This is a genomic window from Acidobacteriota bacterium (assembly GCA_018268895.1).
Lineage (GTDB): Bacteria > Acidobacteriota > Terriglobia > Terriglobales > Acidobacteriaceae > Edaphobacter.
Genome location: JAFDVP010000007.1, coordinates 788,836 through 809,073, shown reverse-complemented (window position 1 = coordinate 809,073; position 20,238 = coordinate 788,836). Strand labels below are relative to the sequence as shown.

Genomic DNA, 20,238 nt, shown 5'->3' with positions numbered 1-20,238 from the left:
TTCGGCTCGCAACAATTCTCTCTACTGCTTCCGTCATTCAACATGGCCCTTATTTCCTTATGGGGGGAGGTACCTGCCCAGTGATCGGGCAGGGGTCAAACCACCATACTTAGATGTCAGCATTCCATGGGGAAGTTGTTCTGGGGAGTGGGTTAGAGAAATCCAGCTTCACGAGAAATGGCCTGACACTTGCTGCCGACATCAGGGCTTCAACTTTCCTGGAGAGCCGCGGAAAATCTTTTCTCACGCCAGAGAACCCTCTAAGACTTCCTGGCGTCCCATAAGCATCAGGTCTCGCTCAGGGCATTGAATCCAGACGCGATCTGATCTCTCCTCGGTCTGGCACGGCGCTTGCAACGAACTGCATATGCCCGCCCGCTGGCGAGGATAGGAGGCAGCTTATGGCAGCCATCACAACATTTACCTGTGTTTGCGGGGTTGAGAAGAGGACCTCGAACCACTGGATTCTAGCCCGGGTCACTTCCGACTCAGTCACCTTTCTGCCCTGGGACTGGAACCTTGCACTCACTGACGACATCATCGTCCTCTGCGGAGAAGGCTGCGCCGCCGCTCTCCTCAGCCGCTCACTCGGCGAGTGGAAGCACCTTCCAGCCAACGTTCCTCTGGCGATGGCAAACATGACCATGCCGCAGCATCAGCATTAGCAGGCGGTTCTACGCCTCCTATGGATAGCTCGTCACCTTCGGCGTAACGCGGCCCGGAGCGACATGCGTCGGCCCGCCCTTGTCGTTGATCACGTTGTCGATCGAGCCGAGGTTGTCGAGCGCCACCGTAATCATGTGCTCGAACCGTACCCCAGGCGTCTTCGGAACCTCGATCGCCCGCGTCAGCCTCACATCCGGATGCCGGAAGACGCTGTACACCCCCAGCCCATACGCCGCATGGCCGGTCACGTTGTCCGCCACCTTGTATGACGCAAAGCCGTCCGCGCCTGGAGCGCTCTTCCACCCCGCCTGGTCGGGGACGTCGTACGGTATCTCCGACTGGTAGAAGTACGTCCTTCCGCCGTTGCCCTTCCACAGGACCTGGTACTGCTGGTAGTGCTCGACGAACAGCCCATACGCCGTCACATCGTCGCCCGCGACGACAATGCCATTCGCGCCCGTGTTGCTTGTCCAGCCGACTCCCTTGCCATGATCGGCGCGCCATATCCACGTGTGGTCGACGATCATGTCGCTCGAGTTCACCGCGAGCGACACCTTCGCCTTGCCCACGTCCGCCCCGCCCACGCGGAAGAACACATCCGCCAGCAGCGTTGGGTTCTTCCCGTGCCGCGCCTTCGAGCCTTCAGCCCCAACCTCCAGCAGCACCGGCGACTCCGTCTCGCCCGCGTCGAAGAGCAGACTCTCCACCGTCACGCCGTCGACGTCGGCCACCGTCATCGCAGCCGTTCCCTTCACCGGCTTCAGCGTCGCAAACCCCAGACCCATCACGATCGTCCCCGGCTTCGTCACCTTGATCGCATCCGTCAGCTCGTAGATCCCCGGCGTCAGCAGCAGGTTCTTGCCCTTCGCCAGTTGCGCGTTGATCGCCTCTGCTGAATCGCTCGGCTTTGCAACGTAGAACTTTGCCAGCGAGATGGTCTTTCCTGGCGTCTCGCCCCCACGCCACGTCACGCCAACGCTATTCGTTCGCAGGGAAGGCACGCGCACGCCGTAACCGCCCTTCGCATCGACCACAAGGAACGGCTTCTCCCGCACCACCGGCGTCGTGGCCACCTTCGTATAAGGAGGCTGCGGCCACTCGCCCTCCGGCATCTTCGGCACGCCGACGAAGACCATGTTCCAGTTCGAGCCCTTCCAGCTTCCCCACTCGCTGTTGCGCGAGATCCACTGCTGCTGCGTACCCGAGTTCACATTGCCGTCCACCACCGTGTCCGACATCCAGCCGCCGCTCGACCAGCCGTGCTTCTGGTTCAGCACAATGTCGCCCTTCACATGCATGCGCCGGAACGGGGCCGCCTGTGAGACCGCCCACTGCATCAGGCCCTCCGCCGGGCCGCCAACCGGGGTCACCGAGAACCCCTCCATCGCCCGCCAGAACGTCGTCGTCGCATTGTCGTTCTTAAACGCGGCATCGCTGTGCACGTTGCCCGTAATGTGAACAGCATCGGGAGTCGCACCCAACCCCAGCACCTGCGTGTAGAAACCTACCGGAACATCGACCTTGTACTCACCCGGCAGAAACAGCAGCGCATAACGTTCGTTGCCGAACTCGGCACGATGCTCCGCCTCGTACACCTTGTCGATCGCAGCCTGCATCTCCGCCGCAGGCGTCTTCGGCGTAAACACCAGGACATTCGGCCCCAGGCCGGGCTTGCTTTGGGCCGCAGCAAAGCCGCAGCACGCCACGACAAATACTCCACCAAGCAGGGCGGCAACCCGTCGCCGCCCGCACAAGGACTCTTTCATCAACGAACTCTTCCGATCTTTCACAGTGACAACCACAATACCTCAATGCGCTCTTAATGGATAAGTAAAACGTTTGTCTTCATTTGACGAACATGACGCTTCCACGAAAACAAATCGACACGATGGACATCCTGCATTCAGACCATCGTCGCGCCTGCCTTGGTATGATCGGTGAGATTTGAGGATGCGATGAGACCTTGCTGCCGCTTTCTTTCGCTGCTCCTGTTGTTGCTCCTGTCCGCGTCTGCATGGGATCGCGCACAGGAGCCGGCGTCATCCGCAGCGAACACCTTTCACAATCCTCTGCTGGAGACAGGACCCGACCCGTGGGTGATTGCCTACAAAGGCGATTACTTCTTCATGAGCACGACGGGCCGCAACCTGACCGTGTGGAAGACGCGCGACATCACCGATCTTGCTCACGCGGAGAAGAAGGTGGTCTGGACACCTCCCGCCGACGGCCCTTACTCCAAGGAGATATGGGCGCCGGAGCTGCACCGGCTGGACGGCAAGTGGTACATCTACTTTGCGGCGGATGCGGGCAGGAACGATTCGCACCGCATCTACGTTGTCGAGAACAGCGCGGACGATCCGCTTGAAGGCGCGTGGACCTTCAAGGGGAAGATCGGCGATGCGACGGACAAGTGGGCCATCGACGCCTCGGTCTTTGAGGACGGCGGCCAGAGGTACATGGTGTGGTCGGGCTGGGAGGGCGACGCCGATGGCGAGCAGCGCATCTATCTCGCGCACATGAAGAACCCATGGACCATCGATTCGAAACGCGTTGAGCTGTCACACCCGCAGTATCCGTGGGAGGAGGTTGGCGACCTGCTGAACCGTCCCGCGATGCCGCATCTGAACGTCAACGAAGGGCCGGAGATATTGAAGCACGCGGGAGACATCTTTCTGGTGTACTCGGCCTCGGCGTGCTGGACGGACTATTATGCGCTTGGCCTTGTGCGGGCGAAGTCTGGCGCGAACCTGATGGACCCGGCCTCGTGGAAAAAATACGATCACGCCTTCTTCAAGCAGAACCGCACGGGAGGCGTCTTCGGTCCGGGCCACAACGGGTTCTTCAAATCGCCCGACGGCAAACAGGACTGGATCATCTATCACGCCAATGCGCAGACAGGACAGGGGTGCGGCAAATTCCGCTCGCCACGCATTCAGCCGTTCACCTGGAACGCCGACGGGACGCCGGACTTCGGAGAGCCGGTTCCGGCGGGGACGGCAATGCAAAAACCTTCGGGGCAGTAAGGCGCTCCGGCTCGCTGCTGTTGTAAGGTTATGCGCCGCGGCGGACTACGAGCCCGATTCCCTCGGTAAGGCGGCTGTTGATCTCTTCGAGCCGTTGATGCGGCACGCCAAGCTGCAGCAGGGTGCGCCGGGCCTGAAGCCAGGTCTCGCACCGTACAGGCGACTGGTCGGTGCTTGTGTAGAGGTCGTAGCCGCGCCGTGTCTGGCGCACCACAAGTTTGGCATTGCGGTCGAGCGTGGAGGTGGCGGCCGCCATCCGTATCCGTGAGTATTCTCCGCTGGTTGTCAAAAAGCCCTCCTTTTGAAGGCTGCAAAGGTTCAGGCTAAAGAGGCCATTCGAGCTTTCAAATCCCTCTCTTGGGTGAGGGAATTTCCTTTCCTAACTTTGCACATCTCTTGCATATGGATACGGCGTACATTGGCTTGGTTAACAAATACATCCACGCACCATAACCCTGGGAGGAGATATGAAGATCCCGTCGGCCAATCGAGTTGTTGCTTCGGCCTTTGTACTTGCAGTGGCTCTTGTTGTTACGCCTGCCGCGAAGGCAGACCAATTTGCTTTTTCGTTCAGCGGAGGCGGCCTTAGCGGATCCGGCCTCTTCAATGTGTCGTCGACCCCGGTTCCGGGCGTGGCGGGCGCTTACCAGATCACCAGCATTACGGGCACCTTCTCCGATGCAAATGCCGGTATCTCGAACGCCGCAATCACCGGATTGCAGACGACATCGCTGCCCAGCGGCATCGATGCAAACGGTAAGTTTGTACCTCCGGGCGCACAGTCTGACGGGTTCCCTTTCTCGTTCGACAACCTGTTCTACACGGGCGGCAACTCGCCTGCGGTCTGCCCTCCTCCGGGACCGGGTGACCCTAACCCCCCGTACCCGTTCGGCGGCGGCTATCTCGATATCTACGGCCTGTACTTCAACGTCGCGGGCGGCTACAGCGTCGACCTGTGGAGTAACGGCGTGATCCCGGACATCGGCCTGACCTACGGTGTGGGCGATGCGAAGGACGGAAAGACGCTGAACACCTTCGGCGAACCGTTCTCCGGCACCAGCGTCACATTAGCGGTAGCTCCGACTCCTGAGCCGAGTTCGTTGTTGCTGCTGGGTACGGGCGCTCTTGGTTTTGCAGGCTCGCTTGCACGGAAACTCCGGCGGCGGTAGACGGAGGCGGGGAGTCCAGGACCTCCCCGCCGCGTCTTTTTCGTAAATCAACGATTCATATTGGCTTGTAAAGGTCAGGAGGCCTGCGCCGCCGCATTCATGGCGGCCTTCGCCTTCACCATCTCCCGGTCGAGCCTGGTTGCGTTGCCCTCCGGGTCGAAGGGGTGGGCGAAGTCGAAGCTGACGGCGGTGGGGCCGTTGACGCGGAGATGCTCGAGCCGGGCGTTGCCTTCCTTCCAATCGATGGAGTGGTCCGCCGCGACCCACCAGGCGACGTAGATGGGGAGGTCGTGCTTTTCGAACCAATCTCGACGCTTGGTCAGTGCCTCTCCGTGAGGCCCGTGGTAGGTGAAGGCGGCCACCGACTCGAGGTCGTGCCAGAGGCTGAGGGTCGTCGCGATGTAGTCGTTCGATGGAGGAGCAGGGTAGCAGGCGGGAAGCTCGATCTCGCCCCAGGAGTGGAGCCACGTTCCCACGTCGCGAATGGAGCGGGCGTGAAATCCGTCGCTGGTGTCGGCCGCTCGATAGACGTTCGGGACGCGGTCGACGAATCCCTGAACCTGCGCGTGACCAGCCGGCTCACGCATAACTCCCACGGTCATAAATGCCAACTTGAAAGGCATGGCGAGGAATGTAACAAGGTGCCACGGCGTTGTCACGGCATTTTGCGATGGAGCGAGTTCCGTTGATTGAACCGGTATAGACTGGGACTCAATAGTGATTGTCAGCAAACATAGGCTGACGGACCGAGACGCTTGCAGCTCATCCGCGCTTCAGAGACAACTGGAACCATCTGATCCGCCGTACCGAAGTATCGGAGGCATCCATGCGTTCTGAAGCTATTTTTCGTGCAAAGAAGACTCTCTCGAACAGCTATCAACTCTGCCAGACGGCGGCGAAGGCCACCCGCCGGATGCACGTCGCGTCGCAAAATCCTCAGGACACCATTAATAGCGCGTTCGAGAAGATCGCTGCCGATTCGCCGGTGGCGCCGGTCAAGCGTGCTGTTGTGTCGTAGCGAAGTTCGAGCCTTCTCGAACGATCCGAACCTGCGCGGTGAGGTACGATATCCAGTAGGAATAAGTCGTACCGCGCTGGAGGGACATTGCCTACGATTGAAAAGATCAGCATTGCGCTGCCTGCTGAGATGCTTTCACTGGTGCACGATGCTGTTGAGGCCGGCGAGTATGCCTCGACCAGCGAGGTGATGAGGGATGCTCTGCGCGAGTGGACGCTTCGCCGGACGACGAAGAAGCAGGGCATCGCCGACCTGCGCAAGCTGTGGGCAGAGGCAGTCAAAGAGAAACGACCCGGAGTCTCAGCCGATGCAGTTCTCGACCGGCTGGAGCGCAAGTACGCAGTAAAGCCCAGGAAGAAACGCCAGGGCAAAGGAATATAGATGCGGTTGGAGTTCTCGCCCTGGGTCGAAGGCGACCTCGACGCCATTGCAGGTTACATCGCGCTGGATAGTCCAAGACATGCCGCTGCATTTTTGCAGGAGATTCGCGCCGAGTTGCGCGTGGTCGCGAGGAATCCGCTGTTCTACCGGCTGCGGCCGGAGATCGGCAAAGATGCCCGCGTCGCTGTTGTGGGGCAGTATGTCATTCTGTTCCGCGTGATGGAGAAGACCGTGCGCGTGGAGCGGATTGTGTATGGCGGAAGGGATTTGCCGGAGTTGTTGAAGGAGTAGGGTTCGAGCTTCGCTCGAATAATCCCATATCTGGCGATGAGACCGCCAGATACGGGGCACCCGGCACCCATCATTTATGATGCGGCAATGCGAGTCAGAGTGATTGTGTTTCTGTTTCTGGTGGGGCTGCTGCCGCTACACGCACAGTTTTCAAACTTTCCTCAAGTGCAAGGCGAACGCGTCGATGCAGAGACGGCGTTAAGCCGCGCGCTTAAGACGTCTTCGGTGACGGAAGGAGGCAAGCCGTTCCATGCGGTGTTAGTGATCGGAGCTCCGGAATCGTCCTACTCAGGCAGATTGGAGGTGTGGTGGGCGGCGGCAAAGAAGTATAAGACCATCGTTACATCGCCTGCGTTCAGTCAGACCCGAATCGTCAATGGCGGCCAGGTGATGGAAACCAACTCAGGTGATTATTACCCGCGGTGGCTCGAGAATTTCGTCGACGCAATCATCGATCCGGTTCCGATGCTTGCGAACTTTCAGGGGCGCGGCGGTGCGGTAATGCTCGGTCCACAGATTACGAATAGTTGTCTGCGGCGCGACGACCGGCCCGGCGGAATCACAGATCAGATGACATGGGGAATGCTCTGTTTTACAGGGTCGGAGCCTCGCCTGGAGTCGGTGTTGACGATGAACTATTCCGTTCGCTTTGAAGATTGGAAGTCTTTCGGCAAGCAGAAGATCGCTCGTACTTACAAGACCTCTGTGCTGGACTACAAAGAGATCGTTGCTCACCTGACGACACTGGAAGAGTTGCGAGATGTTTCGGAGGAGATGTTTGCGGTTACGGCTCCCACTCCTCAGGAGCAGCAGATCAGGACGGCCTTCGTTTCGACGCTGAAGGAGGAGAGTCTGATTGAAGATGCTCCAAAGATCGATTGGCCGCCGGTGCGCGAAGGCAAGACCGAAGGGTACATGATCGTGTATGCGCGTACCGATCGCACTGGCCAGGTGCGTGAGACGGCAAAGCATAACTCGGATCAGCCCGGGCTTGAGAGCTTCGGAATGGAGCAGGCGCTGCGCTATAAATTCAAGCCGCTGCTCGTGGGCGGTGTTGCGGTTCAGATGGAGATGCCGCTGGTGCTGCACTTTACCTCTAAGATCGCAGACCCGCTCCCCACACTCCGTGGTCAGGAGTTGGTGAAACAGATTAGCGGCTGTGAGGCGATACTGGTGACGAAGCTTCCTCCTGAAGGCAGCGCTACACCGACGCACATCTCAGTGAATGAGGAAGGAAAACTTACAGGAGAAGGTTACGGCCCCAAAGTTGATCCCGGTCTTCCGGCGGTCCTAGTTACGGGGTCGCTTTTTTACTGCCACTTCGCCCCGTTAGTGCGGAATGGTGCCGTGACTTACTATCACGGTGACCTGCTGGTTAACCACTGATCATCGTGGCAACACGAGCAAAAAGCAGATTCCTCCGCTTCGGTCGGAATGACAACTTTTTTACGCCAACGAAAGAGGCCGCGATTGCTCGCGGCCTCTTCTTACTGCAGTTGAATTGTTCCAGCCCTTAGACCTCTTTCACTCCATCGACAAACGCCTTCAGCTTGCGGCTGCGGCTGGGGTGGCGGAGTTTGCGTAGGGCTTTGGCTTCGATCTGGCGGATGCGTTCGCGGGTGACCTGGAAGGACTGGCCAACCTCTTCGAGCGTGTGTTCGCTGCCGTCTTCGAGGCCGAAGCGCATCTTGATGACGCGCTCTTCGCGCGGCGTCAGGGTGCGGAGGACCTGCGAGGTGTACTCCTTGAGGTTGACGCTGATGACCGCGTCGCTGGGCGAGACGGCCATGCGGTCTTCGATGAAGTCTCCGAGGTGCGAGTCTTCCTCTTCTCCGATGGGGGTCTCGAGCGAGATGGGCTCCTGCGCGATCTTGAGGACCTTGCGGACCTTCGCGACGGGGATGTCCATGCGTCGGGCGATCTCTTCGGACGACGCTTCGCGGCCAAGCTCCTGCACCAGTTGACGCGAGGTGCGGATGAGCTTGTTGATGGTCTCGATCATGTGCACCGGGATGCGGATGGTGCGTGCCTGGTCGGCGATGGCGCGGGTGATGGCCTGGCGGATCCACCACGTCGCGTAGGTCGAGAATTTGTAACCGCGACGGTACTCGAACTTGTCGACCGCCTTCATCAGGCCGATGTTGCCCTCCTGGATGAGGTCGAGGAACTGGAGGCCGCGGTTGGTGTACTTCTTGGCGATGGAGACGACGAGGCGCAGGTTGGCTTCGATCAGCTCGCGCTTGGCCTTCTCGGCGTCCATGTCGCCCTGGATCATCTCGCGCTGTGTGCGCTTGAGGTCGGCGATGGAGATGCCGGCGTCCTTTTCGAGGTGCTCGAGGTCGGTGCGGCAGTTCTTCTGCTGGCGCCGGTACTCCTTGCGCAGCTCCTCGGACTTGGAGGCCTCGTGCTTGGTCTCGAGCGTCTTGATCTGGCGCTCGAGGGTGCGCATGGAGTCGACGGTCTTGTTGACCTTGTCGAGCAGGCGCTTCTTCTCGGAGTTGGTGTACTTCAACTCGCGGACGATGCGGTTGATGTAGACGTGCTCGCGGCCAATCAGCCAGCGGTGCTTGCGCGCGTCCTTTGCCTTGGCCTTGGCGTCCTTGCCCTGCGGCGCGGCGAGCTTCTCTTCGAGCGCAACAATCTTCTTCTGGTGCTTGATGATGACGTCGATGCGGCCGACGGTCTGCTTGACGCGCGCCTGCAGGATCTCTTCGGTCAGCTCCTCTTCGTCGAAGGTGACGACTTCCTTGATGTTGCGGACGCCACGGCGAAGGTCTTCGCCGAGGCCGGTGATCTCACGGATGACGATCGGCGAGCGGCTGATGGCCTTCATCACGCGGAGCTGGCCGCGTTCTATTCTTTTCGCAATTTCGACTTCGCCCTCGCGGGTGAGCAGAGGCACGGTTCCCATCTCGCGCAGGTACATGCGGACGGGGTCGTTGGTCTTCTCGAGGGTGCCGGGGGAGAGGTCGAGCTCTACGTCCTCGGACTCTTCGCCGGACTCGGAGTCGTACTTGTCGCGGTCGCGGTCAAACTTATCTCCCGAGAGCACATCGATGCCCTGGGTGTTGATGGTGGTGAGCAGGTCGTCGAGATCGTCGGGAGATGTGATATCGCCAGGCAGAAGGTCGTTGACCTCGCCGTAAGTCAGATATCCCTTTTCCTTCCCTGCCTCAATGAGCTTGTCTTCATTATCGTCTTCGTAATTATCTAGTTGTTCGGCCACGAGGGTGCGCACTCCTGCTAATAATCTTTTGGTGGGATGCCGCTCAGGCGAAGACGCGTGGTCTACGGGCGGAGCTCTCCCGGGGTTGTTTCCGTGGTGTCAGGGAGCAGGTAGCGGTTTAGACCGCTTTGGCCAGCCGGATGACCTATCTCATGAGGTCAGGGCATTCAAGGGCACACTTCCCCGGTTCACAGGATACCACGGAATTTAGACGGTTTTAGTGACCAAAAAGATTCGGCGGAGGAGTGCGGAGAGATTCTCCTTTTGCGCCGTTCTGGTGGCTGGGACAGCGCCGAAGGTGGATGTCGGTGCCATTGGCGCCGTAGTCGTGGCCGCAGTGGGTGCAGCGCAGGTGATAGATGGTCTGGCCGGGAAAGGTCTCGGAGGGGAAACCGGTGCGGCGGATGACGGTCTGGCCGTGGGGATTGGTGTATCCGGGGTCTGTTGTTCGGTGGCGAGGCATGACTAACGAGATTGTAAATGCTTATGAAAATGGGAGTTATCAGCACGCCAAGCCAAAGAAACCAACAGTCTTTGCGATTCTGCGCATAAAGGGGTTTATGAATCGGCGAGTCTCTTCAAAACGTCCCGATTTTTGTACATGACGCGATTCATGGCCTCGAGCGTTTTGGGTTCGATTGCTGAGAGATGGATGCCATTCGGTTTTACGGTTACGTAGAGGGTGTCTCCGACTTCGACGTTGGGGTGCTTCAGGCTTTCAGGCGGGAGAATGATTCCCAGTCCGTCGCCTACGCCTATTACTTCGACTGTTGTCATCTTCACTCTCCGCTGAAACGAACAAACCGCATATCCTTCGACTGCACCTCTCGCGGTGAGACCGCGAGAGGCTTCGCTCAGGATGGCACATTTTTATCCTCTAGCGTTGTTCGTGGAGAGCTGGGGGTTTGGGTGCGAGCGGTTATTTCCGGCAGGCCGGGTTGTTGGCTTTGGCGACTCCCAGAAAGGTGATGGTGGCAGGGGCCAGGATTATGGTGCCTGCGGGGGTTGGGGTTCCGGCGATGGCGGGAAGGTCGCCCTTGCTGTCGAGCGTGAGGTCGACTCCATTGAGTGAGACCTGCGTGCTCAAGAGGTTGTCGGACGAGAGGACGTAGCGCTCGGAGGCCTGGGGCAGAGTGATCTCGTGCGCGGCGTTGCGGTCGGCGTTGATGGCGAGGATGGCGACTCCGCCGGACTGGTTTCGCAGGCAGTGGGCATAGATATAGACGGGCGGCGATGCGGGGTTGGCGGCTGAGTCCGGGCTGAGGACGGTGGCGCCCATGAGTTTGTGCCAGAGCAGGGCGGACCAGTAGTTGGGGCGTGGATTGAGGGTGTCTTCGTCGAGCAGGCCGTAGTCGCTGGAGGCCAGCGTGTTGTGCATGACGACCTGGACACTGCGGCGGGCGAGCAGTCCGAGCTGGTTGAGGTAGCGGAAGCTATCGATGAAGGTCGAAGCCCAGGGGTCGCCTCCGCAGGCGGTCTCGGCGGTCTCGGTGAGCCAGAGGGGCCTGCCGGGGAGGTATTGATCGCGGAGTTTGGAGTAGAACTCCTCGTCGCGGAGGGTGCGGGAGAGCCAGTCGTCGGTGAGGGCGGTCTCGGGGGTGTTTTTGGCGATACCCCCCTCGGCTCCCATGCGGGCACAGCGCTGGGAGACTGCGCCGTAGAAGTGGTAGGAGAACGCATTGAGGCCCGGGCCGGAGGCTGCGAGCATGTCGGCGGAGTGGATCATCGTCTTTGCCATGGGGCCAACGAACAGTCCAGCCTCACCGATGGAGCCCGGGCCGAGGAGGGTCATGTGCGGCGCGGCCTTCGAGATATAGGCGTGGAAGGCTTTGAAGTCGCGCCCATAAGCCTGGGCGTCGTAGCCCTTGGGTGCGCCGCCGATGGAGGCGAAGGTGGGCTCGTTGAACATTTCGGCGGCGGCGATGGAGCCGCCGTTGGCTCTGGTGTAGCTGAGCACCTTCTTCGCTTCGACGGGAGTCCAGACGCCGCTGGCGTCGCGGACGCCGGTGCTGACGGCGAAGGAGGTGACGATCTTTGCATCCACGGCCCTGGAGAAGTCGAGGACGCCCTTCCACTGCTTGCGGGTGAGAACGCTGTTGAAGCCGGCTGGCGGCTTCTCAGGCACGGGCGAGGAGGAGTCGTGGAAGTAGGTGGAGTTGGCCCAGGTTCCCGAGACGCGGACATACGACGGCCCGAGCGCTGCGGCGAGCCTGCGCAGCTTCGCGTTGTAGAGGTCGATGGGCGGGCGGTAGCGGTAGAGCGACGGATCCATGCCTGCGGGGACGGATGCCTTTGAGGCGTCGTCTGCCTGCGGCTTGCCCTGCTGCTTGTATGGCGCCCAGAAGCGGCCGCCGGTGACCTCGACCATCTCGATGTTGTAGGCCTGAAAGCGCGGATCGACGGCGCCTGCGCGCGGCATGGTAGCAGGCGAGACGGTTGGGGATTGAGCGCACAGGTGGCGCGGGGCAGGGCCAAAGAGGAGTGGAGTGAGCATGGCCGCGGCAATGCCCTTGATCTCGATGGAGGATTTCATTCAAACTCCGTATTTTATGACCGGCGAACCGCATCTCGAATTGGTGGCAGCCAAATTAGCCGATCGGCGGGAGATTGCGCAAGCGGGAAAACATGCAGCTCAGCTTTCGAGGTCGGGCTTTGAACGCGCGATGCGGGCCAGCAATGCCGCCGGCCTAAGCGATGCCGGATAGTGGAGCAAGCTGGCCAGAAAGTTTTTGAAGGTGTCGTGGGAGATACGAAGCGACGCGGGAAGAACGTAAAAGTTCATGATCGTCTCGGAGATGAGCAGCGAAGCGGCGGCGCCGTAGAGTCCGTAGACCTTTGCGAACAGATAGGTGAAGGCGATGGTGATGCTGGTCCCGGCGATATAGTAAGCCGCGAGCTTCTGGTGCTGGTTGGTTGCCGAGAGCAGCACCGAGCTGGTGGACCAGAGGGAATAGAAGACGACGACCACCAGCAGCACGGCGAGCAACGGGCGGCTGGGAGGGACGTGCCCGCGCGTCCAGTGCGTGAGAAACCAGGGCCCGACCGTGATCATCGTCAGGACGATGGCGATGGCGATGGCAAGCGCCATCTGGCAGGCGCGGCGGTGCAGGGCCCGCGTGAGGGGAATGTTGTGCTGGCCGAAGGAAGCGGAGAGCTCTGGCGAGAAGGTGTTGTTGACCATCTGCACCATCTGCAGCGCAACGCGGGAGACGGTGCGCGCCGTGCCGAAGACGACGACGGCGACAGGGCCGAGAGCGTATCCGACGGCCATCAGCGTTCCCTGCAGGTTGATGGCGTTGCCGACGGGAAAGGCCATGAAGGCGAAGGCGGGAGCGGCGAGGCGGCGTATCTCGGCGAAGCTGGCATGACTCCAGCCGAAACGTATCCAGGGGATATCGCGGCGCACCATGAAGCAGAGCAGGATGGTGAAGAAGGCATTGGCCAGGGCATAGGCCAGCGCAGCCGCGCGGGGTCCGCCATGAAAGAAGACGGGCAGGATCATGAAGCCGAAGGCCACCAGCGAGTACGCGTTCTTCATGAAGGTGCCGTAGGAGTAGCGTCCGATGCTGCGGTAGGAGGCCTGCAACAGCGTCTCAAGCTGGCCAAGCAGGACGGAGCAGCCGAGGTAAAAGATGATCCACTTGGTGTCGGTAGCGTCGATCTCGTGCAGACGAAGCAGCTTCGCGGCCGGGAAGAAGTAGAGCGCCGCCGCGAGCAGCGCGATACCGGCGGCGCAGATGATGGTGATCAACCACCAGCAGCTTTGAAAGGCACGCAGGGCGCCGTCGCGGTCGTCGCGCGCCATCATCATGGTCATCTCGTTACCGGCCACGTCGCCGAAGCCCATGCTGGAGACGTTGAGGTAGGCGGGCACGGCGGTGACGATCATCCACTCTCCGTAGAGAGGCACGCTCCAGTATTTAAGGAAGACGGGGACCTGGATGAGCTGGATGATGACAGTGGCGAGCTTGCCGGTCCAGTTGACGAGGAAGCCGACGGCGAGCCGGCGCTTGGTGGAGGAGTCCATCAGTTGTCCTGTGCCCCCGGATGTGAGGGTGAGGAGTCTGCCCGCATGGGTTGATTGTAACAACGCGGGGAGAGGTTCGAGCTTCGCTCGAATGCCCACACATGCCGCGATAAGGCCGCGTCATGTATGGGGCACCCGGCGGTTCAGGTTGACAAAATCCGGGTGCCCCCGACGGTTTTATCGTCGCTAAGGTGGGTTTGCAGGGACATTCGGTGAGTCGAAACGGATCGCGCGTCGCGCGATTGCCCACCTTAGCCGCTGCGCGGCGAAGATGGGGCACCCGGCTTTAATGGTGGTATATGGCTGCGATCAGTGTTCGCGGAGTCTGCGGTCGAGCTGCATGCGTTCGTGGATGAGTGTGGCGACCATGGTGTTGTCGCCGCGACGTTCGGCCTCGGCGATCTGTGCGCGGAGCTCGCGCTGGCGGCGCTGCATGTGGCGATGCTCGAGGGTGTGCAGCGCGTCTTCGACCTGGTCTGGGAGCGAGGCTGTGCCGGTGTCGTCGGGACCGTGGGAGTGCTCGAGAGCGCGGGCCAACATGACACGCGTGGGTTGGTCGGGCGCGGCGTCGAGAGGATTTTCGGGCGCGGGCGCGTTGGCCAGCGTTTCGATGACCGAGGCCGAGGGCAGGCCGTCGTAGAACTCCGGGTGCTCGGCGAGGCGTGATGCGGCGAGTTGGCGCGCGGGATCATATTCGCCGAGGACGAGGGCGCGCAGGAGGATGCGCTCAGTCTCGCTGGCGGGATCGTGCTGGTGCGAGCGCACGCTCTCGCTACGCTGGGCGGCGGCCTGGCGCAGCTCCTGGCGCAGAATGGCGGAGTCGATGCCGAGCTTCTGCGCGGCATCGGCGGCGAACTCGTCGCGCTGGAGCGCGTTGGGCATGCGACGGATGTGCGGCAGGAGGAAGTTCATCGCCTTCACCTTGGCATCGGCGGTGCGCGCAGGGTGCAGCGTGCGGGCACGGTCGATGAGGTAGTCGGGGTGACGCTTCGCTGTCCGCAACGCGGCCATGTAGGCCTCGAGGCCGTGTTCGCGTACGAAGCGGTCGGGATCGAGGCCGCCTTCGAGCGTGACGATCTTCACCTCGAAGCCCTCTTCGGTGAGCAGCGCGATGGACTTTTCCGCGGCGTTCGCGCCTGCGGTGTCGGGGTCGAAGTTCACCACAACGCGCTTCGTGAAGCGCGAGAGCAGGCGCACCTGGGCCTCGGTAAATGCTGTGCCCGACGTCGCGAGCACGTTGCGGATGCCGGCCATGTAGACGGAGATGCAGTCCATCTGTCCCTCGACGAGCAGTGCGAAGTCGTGCGCGCGCATGTCGGCCTTGGCCTTGTCGAGATTGAAGAGGACCTGTCCTTTCGTATAGAGCGCGGTCTCGGGCGAGTTGAGGTACTTGGCGATGTCGCGGCCCTTCTCGTCCTGCGAGTCGAGCGCGCGGGCGGTGAAGGCGATGGTCTTGCCCTGCTCGTTGGCGATGGGGAAGGTGACGCGCTTGCGAAAGCGGGCGTACATCTGCCCCTGCGAGCCGTCGGCCTGCTCCCTGGATGAGAAAAGCCCGCTGGCGCGGAGGACGTCTTCGGGGAAGTGCTGCGCGAGGGCGTTGCGCATGTGGTTGAAGTCGTCGGGCGCATAGCCGATGCGGAACTTTGCCACTGTCTCGGTGGTGATGCCGCGGCCGGTCATGTACTCGCGGGCGCGCGCGGCCTCGGGTGTCTTGAGTGCGGCTTCAAAGTATTGTGTCGCGGCCTCGTGGATGTCGATGAGCTGACGCCGCAGGCCCGCGTCGCGCGCCTCCTCGGGCGAGTTGAACTCGCGCTTGGGCAGAGGAATGCCGGCCTTCTGCGCGACGGCGCGAACGGCCTCGGGGAAGCTGAGGTTCTCGAGCTTCTGGACGAAGGTGAAGACGTCGCCTTTTTCGTGGCAGCCGAAGCAGTAGAAGTAGCCGTGCGTGGCATTGACGGAGAAGGAGCCGGTCTTTTCTTTGTGAAAAGGACAAAGCCCGGTGTAGTTCTGCGCACCGGTCTTGCGCAGCTTGACGTACTCGCCGACGATGCGGACGATGTCGGCCTGCTGCTTTACGAGTTGGGCGAAGTTGTCGGACACGGCGAGTGCTGGGTTGAGTTTAAATGATGCGCGGGATTTGATCGTACATCCCACCTTCGCGATGAAACCGCGAAAGATGGGGCACCCGGTGCCGATAGGCGCTGCTCTATCCCGGCCGGGGAATGACGGCGTCCGGTGACGGCGGCGCAATTGCAGGCACCGATTGGGAAGGCCTTAAAACAGTCTCTCCGCTCGTCTCAGATTTCCAGCAGTGCCGATATTGGCCAGGGTGAAGTTGAAGCGGTACGCATTTTCGTTACGGGCTGAGCCAAGCTCGTACTTGCGATACTCCACGCTGAAGCCGCAGCAGTCCCAGTTGTATTGCACCTGCAAGGCCCCGTACTGCACCTCGCCGCGGTTCAGGTCGAGGCCGGTATTGGCAGCTATCCCCAGACCGCGCTTGGCGGGGCCGCCATAACCGAGAAGGACTCTCAACTGCGTGAAATCCGAAACGTTGGACGAAAAGCCCGCCGTATTGAAGCGGCCCGGGGCGTTCAATCTTGCATAGCTGAGGCCGGAGAAGACATTGCCCTCGTGGAAGTTCACCAGCACATTGTTCGACGTGAACTTCTTTGCGCCCGTATCGAGGTCGAAGTCCCATTCGACATCGAACTTGTCCGACGTCTTCCAGCGCAGCCGTGAGACGAGGGGAGAGATTTCCCGCGGCTCGGTGAGAAAGGCGATTCCCGACAGCGCCAGCGTGGTCTCAAAGATATTGCGGCGGCCCGTCACGACGGCATGGCCGAAGTTCTGGTCGAGGAAGTACTTCTGCGTGAGCCGCCAACTGAGCAGTTCGCGGCTGCCGCAGGGCGCCGGCGCAGCCGTGTAACCGGCATCGGCAGCAGCGCTGCCGGGCGCGCCTCCCATCACTCCCGCGGCGGCGGCCCCGGTCCACGCATCGCTTCCCGCGGCATTGCCGGAGAGCTTCTCATCGCATGGCTGGTCCTTCTTTTGCCGCAGAAAGAACCGTTGGGTAACGCCGTAGCGGACCTCGTTGGTATTGCTGACGATGTCGGTGTCGTCGAAGCGCAGGATCCGCTGGAAGTTGTCCACCCCGCGCACCAGCCTGTAGGTGGCCGCAGGCTCAATGGTGTGCCTTACCTCGGAGCCGAAGAGGCGCTTCACCAGCGGCGACGAGAAGGTCCGCTCAAGAACAGGGGTACGTCCCTCCACCTCGACCTCGACATCGGCGCGATTGACAGCCTCGCCCTCCTCGACAGGGGGCAGCAGGGGGGTGTTTGCCTTGCTGCGACTGTAAATCGTCTCGCGCACTGCGACGGCCGAGCGCAGATGCCAACCCCAGCCGCTGAGCGGAAGCGAGAGCTGGGGATGCAGGTCAAAACGGTGAGTAAGGCCCGAGGTCGAAAAGTTCGGCTGAACGCGCTTCAAGCCCGTCAACGAACTATCGACGTTCCAGCGGAGCCACGTGTTGCCGAGCTGGTGTTCCGTCGAGAACAGATCGAGGGCCGGCGCATGAAAGATGCGCACCTGCTGCTCGGAGACGGTCGGCGTTCCCGCACGTTTCAGGCCCTGGTAGCGGTCGGAGCGCAGGTCCCAGGCAAACCCGTTGGACTCATGGACGGCATAGCCGATCGAGAGAATGTCGCTCGATACGGCCTGGTTGAAGTTCTCGGTAAACGCCTCGCGGTAGGGGTAGGAGCTGAGATACTCCATGTCGGCGACGAAGCGCGTCTTGCCGTTGAGGTCGTATCGGCCCGAGAAGACGACGTCCTGCCCGCCCTGGTTCACCATCTGGCCGCCCGAAAGGAAGCCGCGGTCGAGCAGCCCGCTGTAGTGGGCGAGGGCAAAGTTGTTCCCCAGCCCGCGATAACGGAACGTCGCCGACTGCGCCCACCCGCGTTTGGAGAAATACTCCGCGCCCGCTGTCATGTCGGCGCTGCGGCCGAGCACCAGGTAGTACTGCTCGCCCAGCACCAGGCCCTTGGTCGAGGACTGGCCGATGACCGGAACCATAAACCCGCTCTGCCGGTTGTCGCCGCCTACGGGATGCGTGACATACGGCAGGTAGACCAGTGGAATATCGAGCACGCGGAAGACGCTGTTGCGCGCCGTGGCCTGCGTGCTGGTAACGCTGAACTTGCCGGCAAAGAGCTGCCAGTCAGGGTGCGGAAGCTCGCACGAGGTGACCGAGCCGCCATAGACGTCGTACTCCTGCGGGCCGGTCTTGACGACGATCTTGCCCTCGAAGAGAAACGGCTGGCCGTTATCGTAGACCGGCCTTCTGCCCGCCCTCAGGCCGACGGAGCCGGTGACGTCGAAGAAGCGGCCCGTCTGCGTCTTCAGGTTCATGGAGCCGTGACTGGCGGAGATCATCTCGCTGTTCTCGCCCCCGGTCACCTTCAGATGGCCGCTGGCGTTCAGCTCGCCGCTCTCGCTGTCGTAGTCGATATGGTCGGCCTCGACACGGCGGTCTTTATAGGTAATGACGACGTCGCGGTCGAGCGTGTAGCGGCTTCCCGTCTTCGCCTGCGGCCCGGAGCTTTCGATGACGACGGTGGTTCCATCATCGGCGGCCGGCAGCATGATGGCGTCGGGATAGCTTTGCGGCACATTGGCCTCGGGTGCCGGAGGAATGGTCTGCGATACTGAAGAGGCAGGTGCCTGATTTGACACCTCCTGGGCCGCTAACTGTGGATGAATTGCCGCGCCCAGCGTGATAGTTATCAGAAGATAAACCATGCGTCGATTCAGCCTTCGTCTGGCTTTGCGAACGCTGGATTCTTCAGCATTTTTCAAGACGCAACCGCCTGAGCGGTACACCCCCCGGGCCCTTGCGTCGAGACTTGTAGAACTTGCCGCCACTCTTTGAGGCTAACTGAATTTGACCCACAGCGGGTTCGAGGTTTTCCAGGGGAACCATGAGCGCAGAGCGAAAGTTACAGCCGCAGGATGCACCCTCCGGAGAGCCGTCTCCGCTGGAGCCCTTTGCGCTGAAACAGCAGGTTGCAGAACGGCTGGCCGCGCACCGCAACCGCAAAGGCCATCACACTGCGGCAGACCTCGCGCAACCCACCGCTACGCCTGCGCGCGAACGGACGGCGCGCATCGCCGCCGCCGTCGCCGAGCGTTACGCGCACTCCAAGAGCTACCGCGCTTTCCTTGCCGAAGAGGCTGAGCGCGCGATTCGTCAGGCCGAGGCCGCAGCGGAGATAGCCGCGCTGAACGCGCAGGCCGTGGCCCAGGCGCAGTACGATCTGCTGGAAGAGCTCAGCCAATATGCCGCCGAGCCGCAGTCCACACCGGCGCTTGCTCCCACCCCAGCCGAACCCCGGCAAGAGGCCATCAAAGCGCGCCCCGTACCGGCCACCCAGCTCGACCTGCCCCCTGTTCAGCAGGCCGCATCGTTGACGGTCCGGCTGGCGGAGGACATTCGCAGGCCCGAGATCGACCCCTCGGCCATCCATCGGTCGCTAAGAACATCGGCCCGCGAAGCCATCGACGCCGTGGCCGACGCCGTTGAGCCGATCGACCCCGAAGAGACTTTGTCGCTGGACGAAGAGATCGCCTTCCGTCAGCACCCTGTCTTCGACCCGGTCGAGCCGACGGTCGACATCCCGGCCAACCTGATCGAATTTCCGCGCCAGCTCGTCGCTCCCCGCAAAGCCCGGCCGCGTCTGGCCGAAGGCCCCTTGCGCGAGGAGAGCGAGGCGCACCCCGACCCCTCGCAGCTTCGCATCTTCGAGGTCGAGGCCGAGCAGATCTCTCCTGACCTTGCAGCCGAATCCGAGGCCCCGGAGTGGAGCTCGATCCTGCTGGACGCGCAGCCTCGCGGAGGAGTTGAAGAGGGTCTGGCCCACTACGAGCCGGCGCAGCAGAGCTATGCGGAACCTCACATCGCGCAACACCTGCATCGTGCAACCGGCTCGGAGCACCTCTACGCGGCCCCATTCCAGGCAGCCCCGCTGAACCTGCGCGTCATGTCGGCCGCGGTGGATGCCTGCGCCATACTGGCTGCCTCGATGATCTTCCTCGCAGGACTCGTCCTGACGGCCTCGCACCTCTCGCCCGGCGGGCTGCATATGAGTCTGACGCAGGCAGCCCTGTGCGCGTTTGTCACAGTAACTGCACTTAGCTTTGGGTATCAGTACCTCTTCTTCACCTTCTCGGACGCAACGCCTGGAATGCGGTACGCGCGCATCGGACTGTGCAGCTTCTCCGACGAGAACCCCACCCGCGCGGCGATGCGGAAACGTATCCTTGCTCTTGCCCTGTCGACGGCCCCGCTGGGGCTTGGCCTGTGGTGGTCGCTGCTGGATAATGACGGCCTGGCCTGGCACGACCGCATGTCGCGCATGTATCAGCGCAGCTACTGAACG

18 protein-coding genes are annotated in these 20,238 nt (G+C 61.5%); 8 read left to right on the top strand and 10 right to left on the bottom strand.

Annotated elements, in window-relative coordinates; genetic code table 11:
- Positions 1-401 precede the first annotated feature (401 nt).
- On the top strand, positions 402-665 hold the full coding sequence (locus JSS95_11050; protein MBS1800355.1) for a hypothetical protein: 264 nt from the start codon (positions 402-404) through the stop codon (positions 663-665).
- An 18-nt stretch (positions 666-683) separates the two neighbouring features.
- On the opposite strand, the gene JSS95_11045 is transcribed toward JSS95_11050, so the two are convergent.
- Complete coding sequence (locus JSS95_11045; GenBank protein ID MBS1800354.1) at positions 684-2,432, bottom strand: coagulation factor 5/8 type domain-containing protein; 1,749 nt, start codon at positions 2,430-2,432, stop codon at positions 684-686.
- A 189-nt stretch (positions 2,433-2,621) separates the two neighbouring features.
- Between JSS95_11045 and JSS95_11040 the strand changes: the two genes are divergently transcribed.
- On the top strand, positions 2,622-3,689 hold the full coding sequence (locus tag JSS95_11040; protein MBS1800353.1) for a glycoside hydrolase family 43 protein: 1,068 nt from the start codon (positions 2,622-2,624) through the stop codon (positions 3,687-3,689).
- A gap of 28 nt (positions 3,690-3,717) precedes the next feature.
- On the opposite strand, the gene JSS95_11035 is transcribed toward JSS95_11040, so the two are convergent.
- A complete protein-coding gene (locus tag JSS95_11035) occupies positions 3,718-3,978 on the bottom strand; it encodes a hypothetical protein (protein ID MBS1800352.1) in 261 nt (86 codons plus the stop codon).
- Positions 3,979-4,156: 178 nt separating this feature from the next.
- Here JSS95_11035 and JSS95_11030 point away from each other — a divergent pair, with 178 nt between their 5' ends.
- Positions 4,157-4,858 (top strand): PEP-CTERM sorting domain-containing protein, encoded by a 702-nt coding sequence (locus tag JSS95_11030; protein ID MBS1800351.1) that lies wholly within the window; start codon positions 4,157-4,159, stop codon positions 4,856-4,858.
- Between the two features lie 74 nt (positions 4,859-4,932).
- On the opposite strand, the gene JSS95_11025 is transcribed toward JSS95_11030, so the two are convergent.
- A complete protein-coding gene (locus tag JSS95_11025; protein MBS1800350.1) occupies positions 4,933-5,445 on the bottom strand; it encodes a DUF3291 domain-containing protein in 513 nt (170 codons plus the stop codon).
- A 239-nt stretch (positions 5,446-5,684) separates the two neighbouring features.
- Here JSS95_11025 and JSS95_11020 point away from each other — a divergent pair, with 239 nt between their 5' ends.
- The 4 genes from JSS95_11020 to JSS95_11005 all read left to right on the top strand — a co-directional run bounded on the left by JSS95_11020 (position 5,685) and on the right by JSS95_11005 (position 7,934).
- The gene (locus JSS95_11020) at positions 5,685-5,876 is read left to right on the top strand and encodes a hypothetical protein (GenBank protein MBS1800349.1); all 192 of its coding nucleotides are present in this window, start codon (positions 5,685-5,687) and stop codon (positions 5,874-5,876) included.
- Positions 5,877-5,963: 87 nt separating this feature from the next.
- The gene (locus JSS95_11015) at positions 5,964-6,257 is read left to right on the top strand and encodes a type II toxin-antitoxin system ParD family antitoxin (GenBank protein MBS1800348.1); all 294 of its coding nucleotides are present in this window, start codon (positions 5,964-5,966) and stop codon (positions 6,255-6,257) included.
- Positions 6,258-6,548: a type II toxin-antitoxin system RelE/ParE family toxin gene (locus JSS95_11010; GenBank protein MBS1800347.1), complete on the top strand. Its 291-nt coding sequence runs from the start codon at positions 6,258-6,260 to the stop codon at positions 6,546-6,548.
- An 87-nt stretch (positions 6,549-6,635) separates the two neighbouring features.
- Complete coding sequence (locus JSS95_11005) at positions 6,636-7,934, top strand: hypothetical protein (protein MBS1800346.1); 1,299 nt, start codon at positions 6,636-6,638, stop codon at positions 7,932-7,934.
- A gap of 127 nt (positions 7,935-8,061) precedes the next feature.
- On the opposite strand, the gene rpoD is transcribed toward JSS95_11005, so the two are convergent.
- The 7 genes from rpoD to JSS95_10970 all read right to left on the bottom strand — a co-directional run bounded on the left by rpoD (position 8,062) and on the right by JSS95_10970 (position 18,601).
- Positions 8,062-9,774, bottom strand: coding sequence for an RNA polymerase sigma factor RpoD (rpoD, locus tag JSS95_11000; protein ID MBS1800345.1), 1,713 nt, complete (start codon positions 9,772-9,774; stop codon positions 8,062-8,064).
- Positions 9,775-9,991: 217 nt separating this feature from the next.
- On the bottom strand, positions 9,992-10,237 hold the full coding sequence (locus JSS95_10995; protein MBS1800344.1) for a hypothetical protein: 246 nt from the start codon (positions 10,235-10,237) through the stop codon (positions 9,992-9,994).
- 95 nt (positions 10,238-10,332) lie between these two features.
- Entirely contained in the window at positions 10,333-10,551 is a 219-nt protein-coding gene (locus tag JSS95_10990; GenBank protein ID MBS1800343.1) for an AbrB/MazE/SpoVT family DNA-binding domain-containing protein, read from the bottom strand.
- A 142-nt stretch (positions 10,552-10,693) separates the two neighbouring features.
- Complete coding sequence (locus tag JSS95_10985; GenBank protein MBS1800342.1) at positions 10,694-12,268, bottom strand: hypothetical protein; 1,575 nt, start codon at positions 12,266-12,268, stop codon at positions 10,694-10,696.
- 138 nt (positions 12,269-12,406) lie between these two features.
- Positions 12,407-13,801: a lipopolysaccharide biosynthesis protein gene (locus JSS95_10980; protein MBS1800341.1), complete on the bottom strand. Its 1,395-nt coding sequence runs from the start codon at positions 13,799-13,801 to the stop codon at positions 12,407-12,409.
- A 309-nt stretch (positions 13,802-14,110) separates the two neighbouring features.
- The gene (gene dnaG, locus JSS95_10975; GenBank protein MBS1800340.1) at positions 14,111-15,901 is read right to left on the bottom strand and encodes a DNA primase; all 1,791 of its coding nucleotides are present in this window, start codon (positions 15,899-15,901) and stop codon (positions 14,111-14,113) included.
- A gap of 174 nt (positions 15,902-16,075) precedes the next feature.
- The gene (locus JSS95_10970) at positions 16,076-18,601 is read right to left on the bottom strand and encodes an LPS-assembly protein LptD (GenBank protein ID MBS1800339.1); all 2,526 of its coding nucleotides are present in this window, start codon (positions 18,599-18,601) and stop codon (positions 16,076-16,078) included.
- Between the two features lie 179 nt (positions 18,602-18,780).
- Here JSS95_10970 and JSS95_10965 point away from each other — a divergent pair, with 179 nt between their 5' ends.
- On the top strand, positions 18,781-20,235 hold the full coding sequence (locus tag JSS95_10965; GenBank protein ID MBS1800338.1) for an RDD family protein: 1,455 nt from the start codon (positions 18,781-18,783) through the stop codon (positions 20,233-20,235).
- The last annotated feature ends 3 nt before the right edge of the window (positions 20,236-20,238 follow it).